Annotated in this window: 16 protein-coding genes; 2 read left to right on the top strand and 14 right to left on the bottom strand. The window is 48.6% G+C overall.

Annotated features, from left to right (window positions below):
• Window positions 1–32: 32 nt before the first annotated feature.
• The 12 genes from WC592_08065 to WC592_08010 form a co-directional block, all read right to left on the bottom strand.
• Window positions 33–455, bottom strand: a complete 423-nt coding sequence (locus WC592_08065) for a four helix bundle protein (protein MFA4982402.1) — start codon at window positions 453–455, stop codon at window positions 33–35.
• Window positions 455–1936, bottom strand: coding sequence for an anthranilate synthase component I (gene trpE / locus WC592_08060; GenBank protein MFA4982401.1), 1482 nt, complete (start codon window positions 1934–1936; stop codon window positions 455–457). Before trpE ends, WC592_08065 begins: the two co-directional genes overlap by 1 nt.
• 7 nt (window positions 1937–1943) lie before the next feature.
• Window positions 1944–2333, bottom strand: a complete 390-nt coding sequence (gene hisI, locus WC592_08055; protein ID MFA4982400.1) for a phosphoribosyl-AMP cyclohydrolase — start codon at window positions 2331–2333, stop codon at window positions 1944–1946.
• Window positions 2330–3091: an imidazole glycerol phosphate synthase subunit HisF gene (gene hisF, locus WC592_08050; protein ID MFA4982399.1), complete on the bottom strand. Its 762-nt coding sequence runs from the start codon at window positions 3089–3091 to the stop codon at window positions 2330–2332. The genes hisI and hisF overlap by 4 nt, the downstream gene beginning before the upstream one ends.
• Window positions 3073–3801 carry a 1-(5-phosphoribosyl)-5-[(5-phosphoribosylamino)methylideneamino]imidazole-4-carboxamide isomerase gene (gene hisA / locus WC592_08045; GenBank protein MFA4982398.1) on the bottom strand — a complete coding sequence of 243 codons (729 nt, stop codon included), beginning with the start codon at window positions 3799–3801 and terminating at the stop codon, window positions 3073–3075. The genes hisF and hisA overlap by 19 nt, the downstream gene beginning before the upstream one ends.
• A gap of 83 nt (window positions 3802–3884) precedes the next feature.
• Window positions 3885–4508, bottom strand: a complete 624-nt coding sequence (gene hisH, locus WC592_08040; GenBank protein MFA4982397.1) for an imidazole glycerol phosphate synthase subunit HisH — start codon at window positions 4506–4508, stop codon at window positions 3885–3887.
• 15 nt (window positions 4509–4523) lie between these two features.
• Window positions 4524–5138, bottom strand: coding sequence for an imidazoleglycerol-phosphate dehydratase HisB (gene hisB / locus WC592_08035; GenBank protein MFA4982396.1), 615 nt, complete (start codon window positions 5136–5138; stop codon window positions 4524–4526).
• Window positions 5139–5223: 85 nt separating this feature from the next.
• On the bottom strand, window positions 5224–6444 hold the full coding sequence (hisD, locus tag WC592_08030) for a histidinol dehydrogenase (protein MFA4982395.1): 1221 nt from the start codon (window positions 6442–6444) through the stop codon (window positions 5224–5226).
• Between the two features lie 73 nt (window positions 6445–6517).
• Entirely contained in the window at window positions 6518–9121 is a 2604-nt protein-coding gene (gene alaS / locus WC592_08025) for an alanine--tRNA ligase (protein MFA4982394.1), read from the bottom strand.
• Between the two features lies 1 nt (window position 9122).
• On the bottom strand, window positions 9123–9611 hold the full coding sequence (locus WC592_08020; GenBank protein MFA4982393.1) for a regulatory protein RecX: 489 nt from the start codon (window positions 9609–9611) through the stop codon (window positions 9123–9125).
• A gap of 139 nt (window positions 9612–9750) precedes the next feature.
• Window positions 9751–10821, bottom strand: coding sequence for a recombinase RecA (gene recA, locus WC592_08015; GenBank protein MFA4982392.1), 1071 nt, complete (start codon window positions 10819–10821; stop codon window positions 9751–9753).
• A gap of 108 nt (window positions 10822–10929) precedes the next feature.
• Window positions 10930–11301 carry a four helix bundle protein gene (locus WC592_08010; protein MFA4982391.1) on the bottom strand — a complete coding sequence of 124 codons (372 nt, stop codon included), beginning with the start codon at window positions 11299–11301 and terminating at the stop codon, window positions 10930–10932.
• Between the two features lie 139 nt (window positions 11302–11440).
• Between WC592_08010 and WC592_08005 the strand changes: the two genes are divergently transcribed.
• A complete protein-coding gene (locus WC592_08005; protein ID MFA4982390.1) occupies window positions 11441–12673 on the top strand; it encodes a competence/damage-inducible protein A in 1233 nt (410 codons plus the stop codon).
• A 29-nt stretch (window positions 12674–12702) separates the two neighbouring features.
• Window positions 12703–13269: an RNA 2',3'-cyclic phosphodiesterase gene (thpR, locus tag WC592_08000; protein MFA4982389.1), complete on the top strand. Its 567-nt coding sequence runs from the start codon at window positions 12703–12705 to the stop codon at window positions 13267–13269.
• On the opposite strand, the gene WC592_07995 is transcribed toward thpR, so the two are convergent.
• Together WC592_07995 and WC592_07990 are read right to left on the bottom strand one after the other, a co-directional pair.
• Complete coding sequence (locus WC592_07995; protein MFA4982388.1) at window positions 13266–13799, bottom strand: ORF6N domain-containing protein; 534 nt, start codon at window positions 13797–13799, stop codon at window positions 13266–13268. The genes thpR and WC592_07995 overlap by 4 nt on opposite strands.
• A 364-nt stretch (window positions 13800–14163) precedes the next feature.
• Complete coding sequence (locus WC592_07990; protein MFA4982387.1) at window positions 14164–19770, bottom strand: hypothetical protein; 5607 nt, start codon at window positions 19768–19770, stop codon at window positions 14164–14166.
• Window positions 19771–19804: the final 34 nt, after the last annotated feature.

Below are 19804 nucleotides of genomic sequence, written 5' to 3'. Positions count from 1 at the left end.
CGAAACAAATTATAATGTTTAAATGAATCAAACTATAAACATTTTTTAACGATAGCCCCAAATATATTCATCAACTCGGTCGCTTCCTGTATGTGTGGGGCTATTTTCTCTTTAAAATCTATATTTGCAGAAATCAATAGCTTCAACCAATATCTAGACTCCTTTGCTTCTTTTCTGCAAATTTTTATTCGATGAGAGAAATCTTTTTTGCTTACTGATTCGTTAGCTTCGATGTAATTTGCCCCTACAGAACCTGACGATCGTATAAGTTGACTAACCAATTCAATGTTTATAGTATCCCGATGTATTTGTTTGCATAAAAGTATTATTTCCCGCGCAAACTTTTCAGTCCTTTCTTCTAAGTCATATTTTATCGGATAATTGTTCTTAGTAATTAAAGTTTCGACATTTGATATTGTTTCGTATTTCGATATTCGAATTTCGGATTTACCCATCAGTCTAATCCCATCTCCGCCATCTCTATAGCTTTCACCAGCGCCTTCGCCTTATTTATCGTCTCCTGATATTCCCGTTCAGGCCGCGAATCGGCGACGACGCCTCCGCCAGCCTGGATATAAGCCGTCTTATCCTTTATCAATATCGTCCTTATCGTAATGCAAGAATCGAGGTTCCCGGAAAAACTGAAGTACCCCACACACCCGGCATAAGTCTTGCGCTTGACGTTCTCAAGCTCGTCGATGATCTCCATGGCCCTGACCTTGGGCGCGCCGGTAACGGTTCCAGCCGGGAATGTAGCCCTGACTACATCAAATGCGTCCTTGCCCTTCTTCAACTTTCCGCTGACATCGCTTACTATGTGCATCACGTGCGAATACTTTTCTACCGTCATGAGATCCGATACCTTGACTGATCTGTAATCGCATACCCTGCCGACGTCGTTCCTGCCGAGATCGACGAGCATTATATGCTCCGCTTTCTCCTTCGGGTCTGCCAGGAGCTCTTTCATCAATCTGGCGTCTTCCTCGTCGGACGCGCCTCTAGGCCGCGTCCCGGCTATCGGCCTTAACTCCACGGTCCCGTTCTCGCACCTGACCATTATCTCCGGAGAAGAACCGACAAGGCAGAACTCTTTCATCTTCAGGTAATACATATACGGCGACGGATTTATTGATCGCAGCGCCCTGTATATCTGGAACGGCTCCGAATGTATCGGGGTCTCGAACCTCTGCGACGGCACGACCTGTATTATGTCGCCTTTCCTTATATAATCCTTGGCCTTTCTTACCACATCCTCGAACTGCTTCCGGGTGAAATTCGACTTCAACTTCAGGGGTTTCGTCTTTTTTGTCGCTAAGGGCGCAGGAGCCGGGCTCTTGCACACCGCCTTAAGGTCTTTCACTATCTTTTCTATCTTCGAGACCGCTTCGTCGTATGAGGCGGCGGGATCGCCCCGGACATGGGCGTTCGATACGACCTTTATCAGGTGGTCCACGTGGTCGAATATGAGCAGGGTGTCTGTAAGCATGAACAACGAATCCGCTATCCGGAGGTCATCCGCGTTCTTATCGGGAAGCTTCTCCATATAACGCACCATGTCATATCCAAAGAACCCGACCAATCCTCCCGAGAACCTCGGCAGCCCTTTTGTCTTCACAAAATTATACCTGCCGACTATCTTTTTCAACTCCTCTATCGGATCCTTCGCGGCAAAACGTTTCGTCTTCTTGCCTTCTGCGACACAGACCGTATCGCCTTTACTTGAAAATACCAGAGAAGGAGCGCTTCCCAGGAATGAATATCTCGCGAGGTTCTCTCCCCCTTCGACGGACTCAAGCAGGAACGAGTAGTCGCCTTTATCTATCTTCATAAAACATGAAAGAGGCGTTTCAAAATCCGCGAGGATCTCCCTGTAGACAGGTATCAGGTTGCCCTTCTTCGCGAGTTTTATGAATTCATCTTTAGCCGGATAATACATAGCCGTCCTATGTTTTTTTATAGACCTCTTTAGGGTCGAATATCCTCTTGCCTTCTATTTTCACGCTGCCGGACTTATCGATCTCCCTGAAATAACAGGTGAAATAACCCTCATGACAGGCGGCCCTCTCCTGGTCGACCATAAAAAGTATCGAGTTGCCTTCGCAATCGATGAAAAGCGACCTCACAGTCTGCGTGCATCCGCTCGTTTCGCCCTTCATCATGAGCTTCCCCTTGGAGCGCCTGAATACATATATCTTACCCTCTTCGAGCGTCTTCTCGAGCGCCTCGCGGTTCATATAGCAGAGCGTCAATACCTCCCTAGACTTGTAGTCCTGGATTATCGAAGGCACCAGCCCTTTCTCGTCGAATTTGATCTTATCCGCTATGTTTGTCATAATCTCACCGCCACTTTCCTCTTTTTCAGATATTCTTTCGCTTCGATCACCTGATATTCGCGATAATGGAATATAGACGCGGCCAATACCGCGTCCGCCTTGCCCTTCGTCAGGGCATCATAAAGATGCCCCAGGTTCCCGGCTCCGCCCGAAGCTATTACAGGGATACCGACAGATTCGCTTACACGCTTCGTTAATTCGATATCGTAGCCTTCTTTCGTGCCGTCAAAATCCATGCTGGTCAGGAGTATCTCGCCGGCGCCGAGCTTTTCCATCTTCCTGGCCCATTTAATAGTGTCGATCCCGGTCGGCGTCCTTCCTCCGTTTATAAACACTTGTGATTTTTCAATAGAATCATTTCGCTTCGAATCTATAGCCACTACTATGCATTGACTACCGAACTTCGAAGCCGATTTTTTTACAAATGACGGATCCTTGACAGCCGCCGTATTAATCGATACCTTGTCGCAACCCGCCCGCAAGACGTTCCTTATATCGTCCAGGGTGCGTATGCCGCCTCCGACGGTAAACGGAAGGAATATCGTATCCGCTACCTTTTTGACAAGCTCGATCGTCGTGCTCCTCTCCTCGTAACTTGCGGTAATATCGAGGAAGACGAGCTCGTCAGCCAGCTCCCTATCGTAGAACTTCGCGTTCTCCACAGGGTCGCCCGCGTCGCGAAGATTGATGAAGTTCACTCCCTTTACCACCCGTCCGTCTTTTATGTCGAGACAGGGGATTATCCTTTTTGTAAGCATATTTTGACCGCCTCAGCCAGGTCTATTTTTCCTTCATACAATGCCTTACCGATTATCATGCCTTTAAGGCCATCCTTCTCCAGGGCCTTCAACGCCTTAACGTCTTCAATAGTGGAGACGCCCCCGGCGGCCACAACATCCAGCCGCGTCGACCTTATGAGCTCCTTCAATTCTTTAATATTCGGTCCTTCAAGCATACCGTCTTTCGAGATATCGGTATAATTTATCCTTCTAATGCCGGATCGCTCGATGCGCTTGACCAGGTCGCTGACCTTGGTACCGGTCTTAATGACCCATCCATTTGTATGCACCATCCCGGAGCGCGCGTCGATCCCTGCCACAAGCGTTCCTTCATACCGGGGCGCGACCTTTATCAGGAAATCCTCATCCAGCGCTTTCGTCCCGACAACTATCTTCGTAACTCCCGCATTAATAGCGGCGCTAATGGCTTCCTCATCCCTTACTCCGCCGCCCAATTCGATCCTCGCCCTCACGTTGCGCACTATATCGGCAACTACCTTTATGTTGACGGACCTGCCTTCTTTGGCGCCGTCCAGATCGACCACATGTATCATATCTACGCCAAAGGAGTCCCACTTCTTCGCAACATCGACGGGAGAATCCGAGTATATAGTCTCCCTGTTAAATTCGCCCTGGCCCAGCCGGACGACCTTGCCGCCTCTGATATCTATCGCAGGAATGACTAGCATAAAAACTACCCTCTGATTGCATGATAGTTTTAAGTCATAAGTCGTAAGCTGTAAGATTTTACTTATAACTTACAACTTAAAACTTACATCTTAACAAAATTTTCCAAAATCCTAAGCCCCGTCTTCTGGCTCTTTTCCGGATGGAACTGGAGGCCGAAGATGTTATCTTTACTGATACCGGAAACAAATTCATTTCCGTATCCGGTCGTCGTAAGGATAATACTCTCATCCTCCGGCGCGACGTAATATGAATGGACGAAATACATGTATGATCCATCAGGAATGCCGTCCAATAATTTCGAATCTCGAATCTCGAATCTCGAATTTTTCCTTATCTCATTCCATCCCATATGGGGGACTTTAAGCGCGTCGTCCCGGAATTTAAACTTCTTTACCGTGCCTTTCAATATGGAAAGTCCCCTGACGCCCGGCGCCTCACTGCTCGTCCCGAACAAAAGCTGCAATCCAAGGCACAGTCCAAGAAAAGGCTTCCCTTTGGCGATCGCGTCCTTTATCGGCCCGACGAGCCCCAGGCGCCTCAACTGCTTCATGGCGTCCCCAAAAGCGCCGACGCCGGGAAGGACGATCTTGCCGCATTTCTTTATATCCGCGGGGCGTGACGTGACCTTTGTCTTAGCCCCGACGATTTCGAGCGCCTTCTGGACGCTGCGTAAATTTCCCATCCCGTAATCAATTACAGCAATCATAGGTAAATCCGCCCGTTAATCGATCGTTCCCTTCGTCGACGGCACGCCTTTTCTTCTCGTATCTATCTGCGTAGCTTCATCCAGGGCGATCCCCATCGCCTTGAATATCGCTTCAAGGACATGGTGCTTATCGCTGCCCGAATAGACCTGGACATGCAGGTTTATATTCGCGTTCTTGGCGAACGTGTCGAAGAAATCTTTCCCGTCCTCGAGAGAGTACTCCAAGTCGCGGGAGACGAGGTCCGAAGGCACTATGGGCGGCATCTTGAATACGAAAGCGTAGCGGCCCCCTACATCTATCATGACCTTCGCGCTTGCCGTATCCATAGGTATCTCTTTCGTCCCGAACCTCTTTATGCCCTTACAGTCCCCGAGAGCTTCTTTGAAAGCTTTGCCCAGGCATATGGCGACGTCTTCATTCGTGTGGTGCATGTCCACTTTCAGGTCGCCTTTAGCTTTTAAGGCCAGATCAAATAATCCATGGAACGCGAAAAGCGTCAGCATGTGGTCCAGGAACCCTATTCCTGTATCGACGTTTATTCTGCATTGGCCGTCGATCGTCAGCTTTCCGGTTATGTCAGTCTCTGTAGTTTTCCGTTTTATTATCGCGCTTCTTGTTTTTTTACTCATAAACACTCCTTTGTTAGCTGTAAGTTATAAGTTGTAAGATTTTACTTATAACTTATGACTTACAACTTACAACTTAAACCCAGCCTCACTCAAACCTCACCTTCACCGAATCTAAATGTTTATTCAGCCTCTCTATTCCAGCCACTGTTTCCAACGGCTCCCGTATCTTCTCGAGCGCCTTTCTTGTGTAGGACAATATGTGCGAGCTCTTGTAAAAATCGGACAGCCTTAGGCCTGAGAAGAACCTGGCGCTCCCGCCCGTAGGCAGGACATGGCTGGGCCCCGCAACGTAATCGCCGACCGCCACAGGCGTATACGGCCCTAAGAATATAGCGCCCGCGTTCTTTATATTCTTCAATATCTTCTTCGGGTTATTTGTAAGTATCTGGAGATGCTCCGGCGCGAGCATGTTCGATACCTCCGCGGCTTCGTCCATATTCTTCACCAGTATCACATAACCCGCGAGGCCCTCTTTTTTGAATATAGCCGCCACTTTCTTCGAATTCGTTATAAGTATGGAGAGTCCCATAAAATGCTCGGATTGAGCTTCCAGGTCCGCCCTGATGAACTTTATATCCGAGAACTGGTTAGCAATGATAACGACCTCCGTCGGCCCTGCCAGCATATCTATATCGCAATATCCGAATACCTGGCGTTTCGCCTCTGTGACATAGGCATTGCCGGGACCCACTATCTTATCGACCTTCGGGATCGTCCTCGTCCCAAACGCCAGCGCGGCTATGGCCTGAGCGCCGCCGACCTTGTATATCTCGTCGACCTTCAGGAGGTTGGCCACTACCAGTATATGAGGATCGACCGATCCGTAAAGGTTGGGGGGCGTCATAAGGACTATCTTCTTCACGCCCGCCATCTTCGCCGGAATGACCGTCATGTATACACTGGAAACGAGCGGCACGGTCCCGCTCGGGACATAGACGCCGACCTTCTCGAGAGGATCGACCTTCTCGCCCAACAGGACGCCGTCCGCGTCCTTTATCTTCCACGATCTCCTGGTCTGCTTCTTATAAAACGTATTTATATTGTCCAATATTATCTTCAGCGCGGAAACGAATTCCGGCTTTATGTCCTGATAGGCGCCGGACGTCTCATGCTCGGAGATCCTGAGATCCCTCGGGCTGATCCTGACCTTATCGAATTTGCGCGTATATTTTATCACCGCCTCATCGCCGTTAATCTTAACGTCCTCGACTATCTTCCTGACGCTCTCCGAGATGCGTTTATTACGGCCTGAGTTCCTGTCGCACAACTTCTGGAATTGTTTACTGCCGACTCGCACGAGTTTCATATTGACCTCTTATTGTAAGATAGTTTTAAGTCATAAGTTGTAAGTTTTTTACTTATAACTTACAACTTAAAACTTACGACTTTGATAATTTCTCTTTAACGATCTCGAGCATCTCTCTTAACGCTATATCCAGTCTGGCGGGATCCTTGCCCCCGCCCTGGGCAAAATCATTCCTGCCGCCGCCCGATCCGCCCAATAGTTCCGCCAATTTTTTAGCGAGGTCATTGGCCCTCAAAGCGCCTTTCGACGCCAGGTCGGTTGTAACCGCTGTGATGAAGGATGCCTTCTCGTCATCCCGCGTCGCGAGGACTATTACGGCGTTCTTTTCCTTAGACTTTATCCGGTCGCTTAAACCTCTTAATATATCGATATTGGCGCCCTCGACTATATCGCTTATAAACCTCACGCCGTTAATGACCTTCCCTTTTTCTATAAGAGCGTCGATACCCTCAAGCTCTTTCTTCAGCCTTTCTTGAGTATCCTTTTTCTCTTTATCCTTAAGCGCTTTGGCCTTTTCTTTCAATTCCTCCGCCTTACCCTGTTCTGATATCCATTCTTCCGCCGTAGTGCCGGTCAGCGCCTCTATGCGCCTGACACCCGAGGCTATCGAACTTTCGCTTATTATCCTGAATATGCCTATATCTTTTGTGTTATCGACGTGTGTGCCTCCGCAAAGCTCCTTTGATATATCACCGACAGTGATCACACGCACCACCTTGTCGTATTTCTCGCCGAAGAGCGCCATCGCGCCATCATTCTTCGCGGCGTCTACATCCTTAACCTGTTTCGATACGGCGATAGATCTTTTAATGCAATCATTCACTATCTCTTCAACGCGCGCTATCTCCCTGGTTTCCATCTTCTTCATGTGTGTAAAATCGAACCTCAAATGGTCTTTATCGACGAGCGACCCCGTCTGGTGGACATGGTCTCCCAGGACCTTCCTCAATGCCGCATGCATCAGGTGTGTTGCCGTGTGGTTCGCCATCGTCCTGTTCCTGGCCGACTGGTCTATCGCTGCTTTAGCGGCCTCGCCTTTTAATATGCGCCCTTTCTTCATCTTGCCGATATGGACTATCGCATCGCCTACTTTCTTAGCGTCCTCCACTTCCATGGTCCCGGATGCCGTCTCGATCGTTCCCCGGTCTCCCGCCTGGCCTCCAGACTCGCCGTAGAACGGCGTCCTGTCCAAAACGACCTGCCAGCCTGCGGATAACTTACCGTCCGGCAGGCTGGCCTCTCCGCTCTCGAGCACCGCCAGGACAGTCGCATCGGCATGCGTCTTGTCGTATCCGAGGAACTCTGTCTTTAACCTTAGCGCCTCTATCTTTTTCGCGAATGTCTCGGAGAATATCTCACTCTTTATCTTCGTCTTGGAGCGGGACATCTCCCTCTGCTTTTCCAGGAGCTCCTCAAAACGCGGCTTGTCTATCTCCAGACGATGGCGCTGGGCTATGTCTTCGAGCATCTCATAAGGCATGCCGTAAGTATCGTAAAAATTGAAGGCCGCCCGTGCGATCGTCCCGGCGTCTTTCTCCTTTGTCATACTTTTGAACGCCTCTTCCACCCTCGGTATCTGGGTCTCGATAACAAGCCGGAAACTCTCTTCCTCAATTTTGACCACCTGCGCTATGTCATCCCTCTTCGCTTTTAACTCAGGATATGGACGGCCCATAACATCCGTCACCATACCTACCAGCTTATAAAAGAACGGGCCTTTTATCCCCAAATCCTGAGCTTGCGCTATCGAACGGCGTATCAGCTTGCGCACGACGTAACCGCGCTCTTCGTTCGAGGGCATGACACCGTCGGCGATCGTAAAGACCACCGCGCGTATGTGGTCGGCAATTGCGTTAATCTTCCGGTTTCTGGTTACTGGTTTCTGGTTACTTCTTATATGCCTCTGTATTTCTTGAATAACCGGCTGAAATATATCTATCTCAAAATTCGTCCTCACGCCCTGCATCACGGACGCGAGCCGTTCAAGCCCCATACCCGTGTCTATATTCTTCGCGGGAAGCGGTTTCAGGCTCCCATCGCTCTGGCGGTCGAATTGCGTAAATACGAGGTTCCAGACCTCTATGAAACGCCCGCAATCGCACGCCGGCGTGCATCCGGCCTTGCCGCACCCCACATCAGCGCCATAATCGTAAAATATTTCGGAGCAGGGGCCGCACGGCCCGTTGGGCCCTCTGGTCGGCGCTTCAGACGGCCAAAAATTCTCCTTCTCGCCGAACTTTATTATCTTCTTCTCCGGGATTTTAATAGTATCCTTCCATATACCATAAGCCTCTTTATCATCTTTATAAACAGAGGCCCACAGCCTGTCCGGTTCTATCTTCAACGATACCGTGAGAAATTCCCATGCCCAGGAGATCGCTTCTTTTTTGAAATAATCTCCGAAGGAAAAATTGCCTAACATCTCGAAGAAGGTATGGTGGCCCGACGTCCTCCCTACGTTCTCGAGGTCGCCGGTCCTCAAGCACTTCTGGGATGTCGTCGCGCGTTTGTATGTCACATTGCGGCCGAGGAACTTCTCCTTGAACTGGTTCATACCGGCCCCGGTAAATAAGAGCGTCGGATCGTCTTTAGGCACAAGGCAGTCGCTGGCCACGATCTCGTGGCCTTTCAACTTAAAAAACTCCAGAAATGTCTGCCTTATGTCGTCGGTCTTCATGTTATTCTTCTGTGCGTCCCTGGCCAATGACAGCCTCTGTTACCCTTCTTACCGTCTCATACGCGAATCCGCGGCGCAGCATGAAATCATACAGGCGTTTAATCGCCTTAGACCTGTCCAGCTTCTTCAACCGCTCGAATCTCTCGCGCCCCATATTGAGCGCCAACTCGTACTCGTCGTAATTCTTTTCCTTTTCCTCGAGAGCGGCTTTGATTATGGCGTCACTGACGCCCTTCCGCTTCAACTCGTGTTTCAATACGACGCTGCCTGCGGGATTCATATGCATACGGCTCTCTACCCAGAAACGCGCGAACTTCTCATCGTTGATATCGCTTGTCCGCTTCAGGTCTCCGACGATGCCCTCTATTAAGGCCTCCCCGTAGCCCTTCAGCTTCAGGCGGCTTCGTATCTCCGATTCGCTCCTCGGCCGCATCCGCAGCAGCATGTAGGCGTTGTTCTTCGCCCGGGCTTTTATTTTATCGAATTCCACAATAACCCTTACAACCAATGAAAGTTACGTAATGTTACGTAAGGTTAGTGAATGTTGCATAAGGTTACCAGGACTCTAACAACCTTACGTAACCTTAATTAACCTTCTCTAACTTTACGTAACTTTCTTACCTTAACTCTTACTTAATCGACTTTTCCAGTATCTCTTTCTCCAGCTTTTGCATCATCCTGGGATTTTCCTTAAGATATACCCTGGCGTTCTCCTTGCCCTGCCCCAGCTTCTCTTCGCCGTATAGGACCCATGACCCGCTCTTCTGGGTCACGCCAAGGATCTCGGCCATATCGAGCACGCTTCCGGACTTCGATATGCCTTCATCGTACATTATGTCGAATTCGGCTTTCCTGAACGGCGGCGCCACCTTATTCTTTACGATCGAGGCCCTTACGCGGTTACCCACAACCTCCTCGCCCTTCTTAAGCGATGCGATGCGGCGCAGGTCTATCCTGACAGACGAGTAGAACTTGAGCGCCCTGCCGCCCGGCGTAGTTTCGGGGTTCCCGAACATGACGCCGATCTTTTCGCGTATCTGGTTTATGAATATGACGCAGGTCTTGGACTTGGCAATTACGCCCGACAGTTTCCTTAAGGCCTGGCTCATGAGGCGCGCCTGGAGCCCCATATGAGAATCTCCCATATCGCCCTCAATCTCAGCCCTTGGTGTGAGCGCGGCGACCGAGTCCACTACTATGACATCGACGGCATTCGACCGGACGAGAGTCTCCGTTATCTCGAGCGCCTGCTCACCGGTATCAGGCTGCGACATCAGGAGATTATCGAGGTTAACGCCGAGCTTTTTGGCATAAGCCGCGTCGAAAGCGTGCTCCGCGTCTATAAACGCGGCCTGTCCTCCCGCCCTCTGGGCGTTCGCGATTATGCTTAAAGTAAGCGTAGTCTTTCCGCTCGATTCCGGCCCGAATATCTCGATGACCCTGCCGCGCGGCACTCCGCCAACGCCAAGGGCGACGTCGATAGTGACCGAGCCTGTCGAGATCGCCGGCACGTCGAGCTTGAAATCCTGCCCAAGCTTCATTATAGAGCCTTTCCCGAACTGTTTTTCGATATGTTCCAGCGCAAGGTCGAGAGCTTTTGTCTTCTGCTCCTGCGCCTTCTGTTCCTGTGTGGCATCCTTAATGTCTTCTTTCTTCTCTTCCTTTACCGAATCTTTTTCCTTAACTTTGGTCTTGACCATACAAGCGCTCCTTCTCTTTGTTTTAGGTTTATAACATAATTATCTTACTTATTAGAATGATATATTATACATTCGTCACCTCCTTTTTGTAAAGAATATTCACTTAAGTCATAAGTTATAAGTTGTAAGTTTTAAGCTTTTTTGAAAGCCGGCCAGCATTCGTCCCACTTCATCTGATAATACCGATAATTTCTCATAATCTTGCCTGCTTAAATAAAATAACTCTAATGATAGCAGTAAATGATACTTAGTCTCTTCTAAGGAGCTATCTGCAATATTGAGAAAATGATTGAACTCCTTACGGCTACGCCTTTTATATCCTTCAACGATATTAGTGGCAATCGACGAAGCCGACCTTCTTACTTGTGCCGATAGCCCATATTGCTCATTCTTTGGAAATGTTTTCGTAACCTTATATATTTCCAAAACCAAGCTATGCGCCCTCTGCCACACTTTTATATTCTTAAACGTATATGCCATTATTTTCCACCTTATAACTTACAACTTACGACTTACAACTTTCTATCCCCACTATATAAGACGGTTAAATCGGCAAAATTCTTGCAATTATTTTCTTTTTTTCTTGCGCCTCGTCCTTTGCCCTTATATAATAAGACCCATGAACGCCGAGATCATATCGATTGGCACAGAACTGCTCCTCGGGCACATCGTAAACACTAACACCGCATTTATCTCTCAAAAGCTCGCCGAAATAGGCATTGACGTCTACCACCAGTCTGTCGTCGGAGACAATCCTAAACGCATAGCCGAATCGATCAATAAAGCCGCTTCCCGGTCCGATATCATAATAACAACAGGCGGGCTCGGCCCTACTGTTGACGACGTAACCATAGAAACAATAGCTTCCCTACTGCATAAAAAGCTCATCCTTAATAAAACGATCCTGAAGGACCTGAAAGACTATTTTAAATTACGGCGCATAAAGGTGCCGCAGGAAAGCATGAGGCAGGCGTACATTCCGGAAGGTATAAAGTGGATAAGGAACAAGGTCGGCAGCGCTCCCGCATTGATCGCGGACTATAAAGGCAAAGTTATAATATGCCTTCCCGGGCCGCCGAGGGAATTGAACCGCCTCGTCGAAGACGATATCATTCCTTATGTAAAGAAGATATCCGGCGCGCCATGGGTCATAAGGTCGCGGACCATAAAAATAGTTGGGGGCGCCGAATCACAGGTGAACGGTAAAGTAAAAGACCTTCTCGCGTTGAAACCTCCCACTACAGTAGGGATATACGCAAAACTCGGCGAGGTCGAACTTAAGATAATGACTAAGGATAAGAGCGCTGTCCATGCGGCAAGGAGCATCGCTCGTGTAGAAAATAAGATCCGGGCGAGATTGAAAGACCAGATATTCGGCTGCGACGATGAAACGATCGAAGGTTCGGTCGCGAGACTGCTTACCGGGAAAAGGATGACGATAGCGGTGGCCGAATCCTGCACCGGCGGGCTTGTCTCTGACAGGTTGACCGATGTTCCGGGTAGTTCAAAATACTTCATAATGGGTTTGGCGGCGTATTCCAATGACATAAAAGTCAATCTGCTCGGCGTCTCGCCTGCAGCCATACAAAAATACGGCGCAGTCTCTAAGATAGTCGCTTTTCAAATGGCTAAAGGCGCAAGGTTCCTTGCCTGCACCGATATAGGGATAGGCATAACCGGGCTCGCAGGGCCCGGCGGCGGGACGAGATCTAAACCGGTTGGGCTTGTTTACATAGCGCTTGTTTCCGGTAAAAAAAGCATAGTCAAGGAATGCCGTTTCAGCGGCTCGCGGAAAGAGATTAAGTTCCAGGCGTCTCAAGCTGTATTAGACTTGGTTAGACGGCAGTTGTAAGTTATAAGTCGTAAGTTGTATTTAAAAATATGAGAACATTTATAGCCATAGAATTGTCTGACGAAATTAAAGAAACGCTTGCCCGGGTCGAGAGCCACCTCAAATATTCCGGAGCTGACATCAAATGGGTCGATAAGGACAATATTCACCTTACGTTGAAATTCCTGGGCGAGATATCCGAAGAGAAGTGTGAGGAAGTGAAAAATGCGCTTGATGGAATCGCCGCAGGCACAAGGCCTTTCGAGATAAGCCTTAAAGAAATCGGCGCGTTTCCCAATATAGAATTCCCCCGCGTCATCTGGGTCGGACTCGATAAAGGCGCCGCGGAATCGGCAGGCCTGGCAAAGAGAATAGATACCGCGTCATCAAGACTCGGATTCCAGGAAGAGACTCGCCCCTTCGCGGCTCATCTCACCATCGGCCGCGTCCGTTCGCCGAAGAATAAGCAGGCGCTTAAAGAAAAATTTACAACTTACAACTTAAAACTTACAACTAAAAACCAGCCGGTCTCCTCAGTCGTTCTATTCAAGAGCACCCTTACTCCTCAAGGATCTGTCTACACGAAACTGTACGAGGTAAAATTCTGCGCGGACTAATTCTGCCTGAATCCTATTCTCCGCTTCGGTTTCTCCGGGGGAGCGGCCATTAACTGACGAATAGCCTCAAATATAGAACGAATCTCCTGGTCATGATTTTCAACCTTCCGTTCAAGCTCATTAAGCTTATAGGCAAATTCTTTATGGGTAGACAAAACTTGTCTTAATTTTACAAATGCACGCATTATTGCGATATTAACCTGAATTGCCCGCTTACTATTAAGTACACTTGAGAGCATGGCGACACCCTGTTCCGTAAAAGCATATGGCAAATATTTGATATGTTTACCTGTGGCGGCCTCATCGCTCTTTAAGGTCACAATCTGTGACCTTAAAGCCGCGGTCTCATCCCACGTTAACCGGAACATGAAATCACCGGGAAATCGGTCAATATTTCTTTTTACCGCCTGAATCAGCGCCTTAGCTTTCACATGATACAACCCTGCCAGGTGGGTGCTTAGTATAATCTTATGCCCGCGAATTATATAAATCTTATCCTCTACCAAGTCCTGCGGTTTCAAACCTTTCATATTTATCCTCCATAATAACGTTTCAACGTCTAATAAACTTAAGTTTACGCCCATTTGGCACCGGTCTACCCAATATATAAGACGGTAAAAATACGATTTTTCTTGCAACTATTTTTTTCTTACTCCACTCTGCAAGTTGCCCATTGACCATGAGAAATCATCTCGCTCAACAAAAAGCCCGAGCTGGGATAGGGCACCTTAACTCGGGGAAAAGGCACCCTATCCCAATTGACTCGGGCTTTAACTTGTGATGACTGACTTCCGTATTGCGTACGGCGTATTGCGTACAGCGTCATCGTGAATTCAACCTCCGAGGTTGAATTCACGATTTAACTGATATTCAACCTCGGAGGTTGAATCGGTTCTACGCGCTCACTGCCGCTTCGAGCGACCTCCTGTAGTCTTCGTAAGCGTTATCTATCTCTGAAGAACGCCGTTCGATCGGTGGAAGCTCGTTGAACCACTTCTTTTTTGGAGAGTCGTCATTAGCGATATTGATGACGGCTTTCAGGGCCGCCGAGAACGGATACACACCTTCGCCCGCGTATAGGACCACCGGGATACGCTTCTCGCCCGCGAACTGCCTGATACCGTCTATCCACGCATCATCCGTCTTGCCTTTTATGACCCCGAGGAATGTATTGGTGCCGTTGACTATCCCCTGCCTCTTAGCGAAATTTACTACACATTCGAGCTCGCCGGCCTCGTCCGCCAGTTTATCGTACCCTATCCCTGTCCTCGAGACGAACTCGGCTGTCGTCCCTATCTTCACTATCTTAACTGTTGGATTCGCGGACTTAATCATATCTTCGAGGATATCGGCATACCCGCCCAGGCGTCCGTAAATAATAAGCGTAGCGCCGGATAGCATCGTTGCCTTTCGCACAGTCTCTTCGACATCTACCGCCCCGCCCTGCTGTAATATGCTATCGGCGTATAGAATGAGGACATTCTTGTTCGGAGAGACGCTCATCTCGGCCGACTGCGCTACGGTATCACCGAGCGCATTGCGCAAGGCCGTGGCCCCTACTCTGAATTTGCCTAATGCTTCCGCTCGGTTCTTCGGCGCGGCCGAAGACAGGGTGTCCCCTTTTGGGCTGGCCCCAGCTTCGGCAGGCGTTGCGGTAAGTCCTGTGGGTATAATTTCAGAACCTTCTTTTTTAGCTTTTCTGCGATATTTATACAGTACACTTTTATCCACATGTAAAACAGATTTTATTGCTACCTCACGGAAATCAACCAGTTCTAACCCGTTTAAAGGAATAGGATTATATCCGGCTTGACGCAACACAATAAAGACAGCGTCTTCTCCCAGTCCATTACCCGGATCACTCATGACGGAATTTAGCCTTCTGTTAAATTCTTCTCCATTCAGCGGCTCCGGATAATATAGATATACGACATCGTAATCCGAATATTTGATATCACCACTAAAACCATCCGTTTTTTCAAAATTTACTGAATTTATTACTCTTGTCATTTCTCCGGCTGTTTCGGCCGACAATACTCCATCGAAGCGACTATTCACCGCGGCCATAAGCCTTTTTCTTATCCTGCTTGACAACTGAAACAGGAAGTCGTCTTCTTCTATCCCGTCAACAACTGCGCCGTATGTCGCAATCCTGTAATCCGTCCAGCCATCTCCTGATCCGAAATCACAAACTCTGGTGCCGTCCCTAATCCCGGCGAATTGCACCAATTCATCGACTGCTTCAGGGAATGTCCGCTCGAATTTACCATATCTGACTTCCGTGGATTCGTGCATATGAATTGTCTTATCTTCTTCATCTATATTCACCCAACCCAATTTCTTATAAATCTCCATATATAAATTAGCGATGCGTCTTCTTGCTCGTTCCCGCAGGCTAAGCTCTTGCCATTCTTTCGGCTCTCTATCTGCAGAGGGGGCCGCAGAGGGGGCCATCCCGGATGGGGACACCCCGGCGCCTTCATCCTCCGCCGCCATCCCTCGGCTATCGCTCGGGATGGCGTCCTGAGCTTCGTCGAAGGACGCCATGTTCGGGGACTGGCCCTTGCGCCTGGGCTCTTGCGACGCGGCCGTTGCGGAAATTGATGACAATGATAATGTCACTTCGCTCAGCATTCCCACAGCCTTTCTGTATTCATCAATATTACCGTAGAATTCTCCTATAGCTGCGCGAGGCGAGTCATGACGTGTAATATCTGCTTTAAATTTATGATTACGGTCGCCTTTAAATACTCTTTGGCAAATATCTTCAAGCAGCACGTCTGCCGCGCCTGTTCCACGAAAATCGGTGAACACATTTATCATGCCTAGTTTATTTTCTGTTAAAGAAAAGCTATATCCGCCTACCGACTCTTGATACAAACATAGCTCAATAATAACGGCACTACCTTGTGAGGGTACAATTTCAGTACGGTAATAATAGTCACCTTTTGGACCTACGACATACCACACATCATCAGTTAACTTTTTAAGACTTACATTATATAATGAACCTGAATTTGGGGACAGTTCATGCGACGCCATACCATCCTCATCCTTCGCCTTCGCCATCCCTCGGCTATCGCTCGGGATGGCGTCCTGAGCAGGGTCGAAGGACGCCATGTCCGGGGATTCGGTCTTGCGATCAGGCCCTTGGGGCATGGATATAACGTCGCTTCGCAATTCCGAAACATCAAGCATATATTCTGTTCTTTTGTATCTCTCGAGCTCTTCAAGCTTACCGGAATCTACTATTAGCGAAAGCGCGTTTACAAAGCCACCCAGTCTTTCAAAAGTTGCCTGTAAACGTTTTACATCCATTGCTGGTAGTCCCAGACGATTGATCATCACAGCAATTTTATTTCCTGCCGCATAGCCAAGCCATTTGTATTTCGTATTATGAAATTTTTGAAATATACTTGTTACAATAATTGTATTCATATTTCGCAACTTATTGATGATGGCTATTCGTGCTTGCTGATTGCTCTGTTCCTTGCTGAGGTCGTCCAAAAGCCCTCTGATCTCCGAAAGGGCCGTGTTCATATATTTTAAGAATTCGCGTACTGTAGAATATAAAACCTCCCGGGATATTACGGGTTGGGGCGGCCTTTCACCTTCCTTCCCCTTTGCCGCATCCGGGGCCGATGATATGATATCTATATCCAGGGACGCTTTCAAATCTGAGATTGGACCTGCCCCCTGCTCTTCCTTCGCCATCCCTCGGCTATCGCTCGGGATGGCGTCCTGAGCTTCGTCGAAGGACGCCATGTTCGGATCGGTCTTCACGCGCCGCGGCCCGGTAGCCGGCGCCGGGGTAGTCCTGCCTTTATCATCACCGAAGATTTTATACATCACATTATTCGACACGCCAGTCATCCAACTATATGTGCCAATTATCCGATCCGCCATAACTCGTTCTGCGCTTGGAAAGACTTTTGAAAAAGCAGTCATTGCTAATCCTGGAGTAGGGGCCGGTTTCTGCGATACAAGGCTTTCCGTCGCTTCGTGTACAGTCCAATCTGTCTCATCGGTAACAATATATCCTTGCGACTTGAGTAATTCCTTTGTCTTTGTAAACCATTGCGCAGGATCGCCAACAGGATTGCATCCCAAATCTATCAATGTAACAAGGTCGAAACTCCCTGCTTCCAATCCTTGTGCTTCAAGGTCGAGAGAGCCTATCTCACTGGTTATTACTTTCAAGAGATAAATATTGTTAAATCCCTCTTTTCTTATATCATCAATAACATCGCCATATATACCTTCTCTTAAAGTCGCTCCTCCGCTGTTTTCTTCTACATAAATGACATCTCTCCCTAACAAGGCCAGGTAGATCGGCAGCACCTGTAAACTGTCACCGACAACCATAATTTTCTGCATACCGCGCTTTAAAATTTCATCCACTATCTTTTTGGACTGTTCAAAATCATGTTGTTCAAAGTATATGCCTTTATCTATGTAATTACGGTGGAAGAATGAATCGATCACATCTAACGAAGGATAAACGTAAGTACCCGGGGACGATCCTTGCGGCGACCCCGAATCTCTTCCCTGCTGTGCGGCATTATCATCTTCCGCCGCCATCCCTCGACTATCGCTCGGGATGGCGTCCTGAGCTTCGTCGAAGGACGCCATGTGCGGTGAGCCGCCCGTGCGCCGCGGCCCGGCGGCCGGCCCTACGGCAATTGCGGGCGAAGTTACTGGTTCGGGCGGCGTGGTAGACGATAAAGAAAAATCCCAGGAGTTATCAGGAAGCTCTTCAAAGCGGCACTCCTTCACATCGCTTTCTTCTCTTAGAGAAAGATCTATATTATACTCCCATTGGTCTTTGGGTCGTCCTATCATTTCCGGATAAAGCCGCCAATAACCATTAATCGCATTTATAGGAATGTTTTCATATAATAATACGGTATCCATAGGTGCATCTCCTAGCTCGAAAGCCTTTAGAGTAAACATTAATGCTATTGTCTTGGATTCTGTCGCATAGACACAACCTTCCCGCTGAAAAGATCTTTCATATTGCTTCTGTCTATATGCGCCTCTATAAAGGTTTAGGGTAAGCGTAGCATCTTTAACAGAAGATGATTCTTTTAGACGGCCTTCTAATGCCCATTGAATAATTCGTCGATAGGCTGCTAGCAATTCATTATATCTTTGGCCAAGCTTATCGATATCATTAGCGGTAGCTCCGCTTTTCTTAAGATAATCTACAAATTCTTCAAACCTTGATCCATTACGATAAAAACTCCAAAACGGCCAACGCACCTCCATGTTTAACGGATGATCTTCATCTCCCAATATCTTACCAATATCCTCAGGCATAACCCGACCTTTCATCTCATCAGGCAATGTTATCCTTATTAATTCAACCGCGATGTTGAAAAAATCTTCATGCAATCGCGAGCTCACAATCTCTTCCTGTTCCGCTGTCCATGATCCGGGTGAGTCTGGGGACGATCCTTTTGGTGCCACCCCAGTCTCAGATCGCGCATTTCCGCCTTCATCCTCCTCCGCCATGTCAGAGGATTCGGACTTGCGCCTGGGCTCTTGCGACCGGGCAACGGTTGCCTGCGGCCCTTGCGGTGCGGCTGAAGATAGGGTGTCCCCTTTTAGGCTGGCCCCATTTACGGATAAGATGGGCCCATTATCAGACGTATCCGCGCTTCTCCGCAGGCGTTCTAAAACAGGCAGGAGCTCACTGCGTATTCTGCCAAACTCGCGGCGAAAATCCCGTATCGCCTGTTGAAATTTTGGATTTTCGTAGTGCCCTGCTATGACGAAGTTTGCCAGGCTCCACGCATATGTGCCTTCCAGCCTTTTATTGGCAATCACCTCCCGTGACCATGATTTAATCTTAGCAATATCGGTAATGGCAAAGAGTTCATCCAGAGCATACTCCGTTTTCCATATATGCCTAATTTCAATATCGAGTTGCGGCGAGTAGTCTTTTCCTGCTTTTTTCCTTCTCTTGGCATTAAAGAACACCTCAACGACCACGTGCATTGAATTACGAATAGGATGTATCAGGTCATCCCAATCTGAGGTTCTAACTGCCTCCGGTATATTGTCTATAAGATACACAGATGCTACACGCACTAATTCCGATTTGAAATACTCAGCTCGGTTCCAATCATCCATAGCATCATGGCTGGTTTCATCCGCTTCTTTAACGGATGGCAATTCCTTCTCATCCCTCTCCTTCGCCATCCCTCGGCTACCGCTCGGGATGGCGTCCTGAGCAGGGTCGAAGGACGCCATGTCCGGCCCGCCCGACCGCTCGGGAGTTCCATCGATGCGGGCGGGGGATTCGCTCTTGCGCAGGGGCCCTTGCGGGGCTGCACCTGGTTCAACCGCGGAGGTTGACCGCTCCAGCGCTTCGACGCGGTCGATAAACCGCTTCGTGAGCCAGAATATCTGAGTGCGTCTGTCGGCAGAGTTAAAGGCTGCGGCGAAATCGACAGGAAGCGCAACAGTATCAATGTCCTTTCCAAACCTATCCTTCATGAATTTGCGGATCGTTCCGGCATGGCCGACAAAT

The organism is Candidatus Omnitrophota bacterium (assembly GCA_041648975.1).
Lineage (GTDB): Bacteria > Omnitrophota > Gorgyraeia > 2-01-FULL-45-10 > 2-01-FULL-45-10 > JAQUSE01.
Note: the sequence above shows the minus strand (reverse complement) of the source record. Positions and strands in the feature narration are given on the sequence as shown.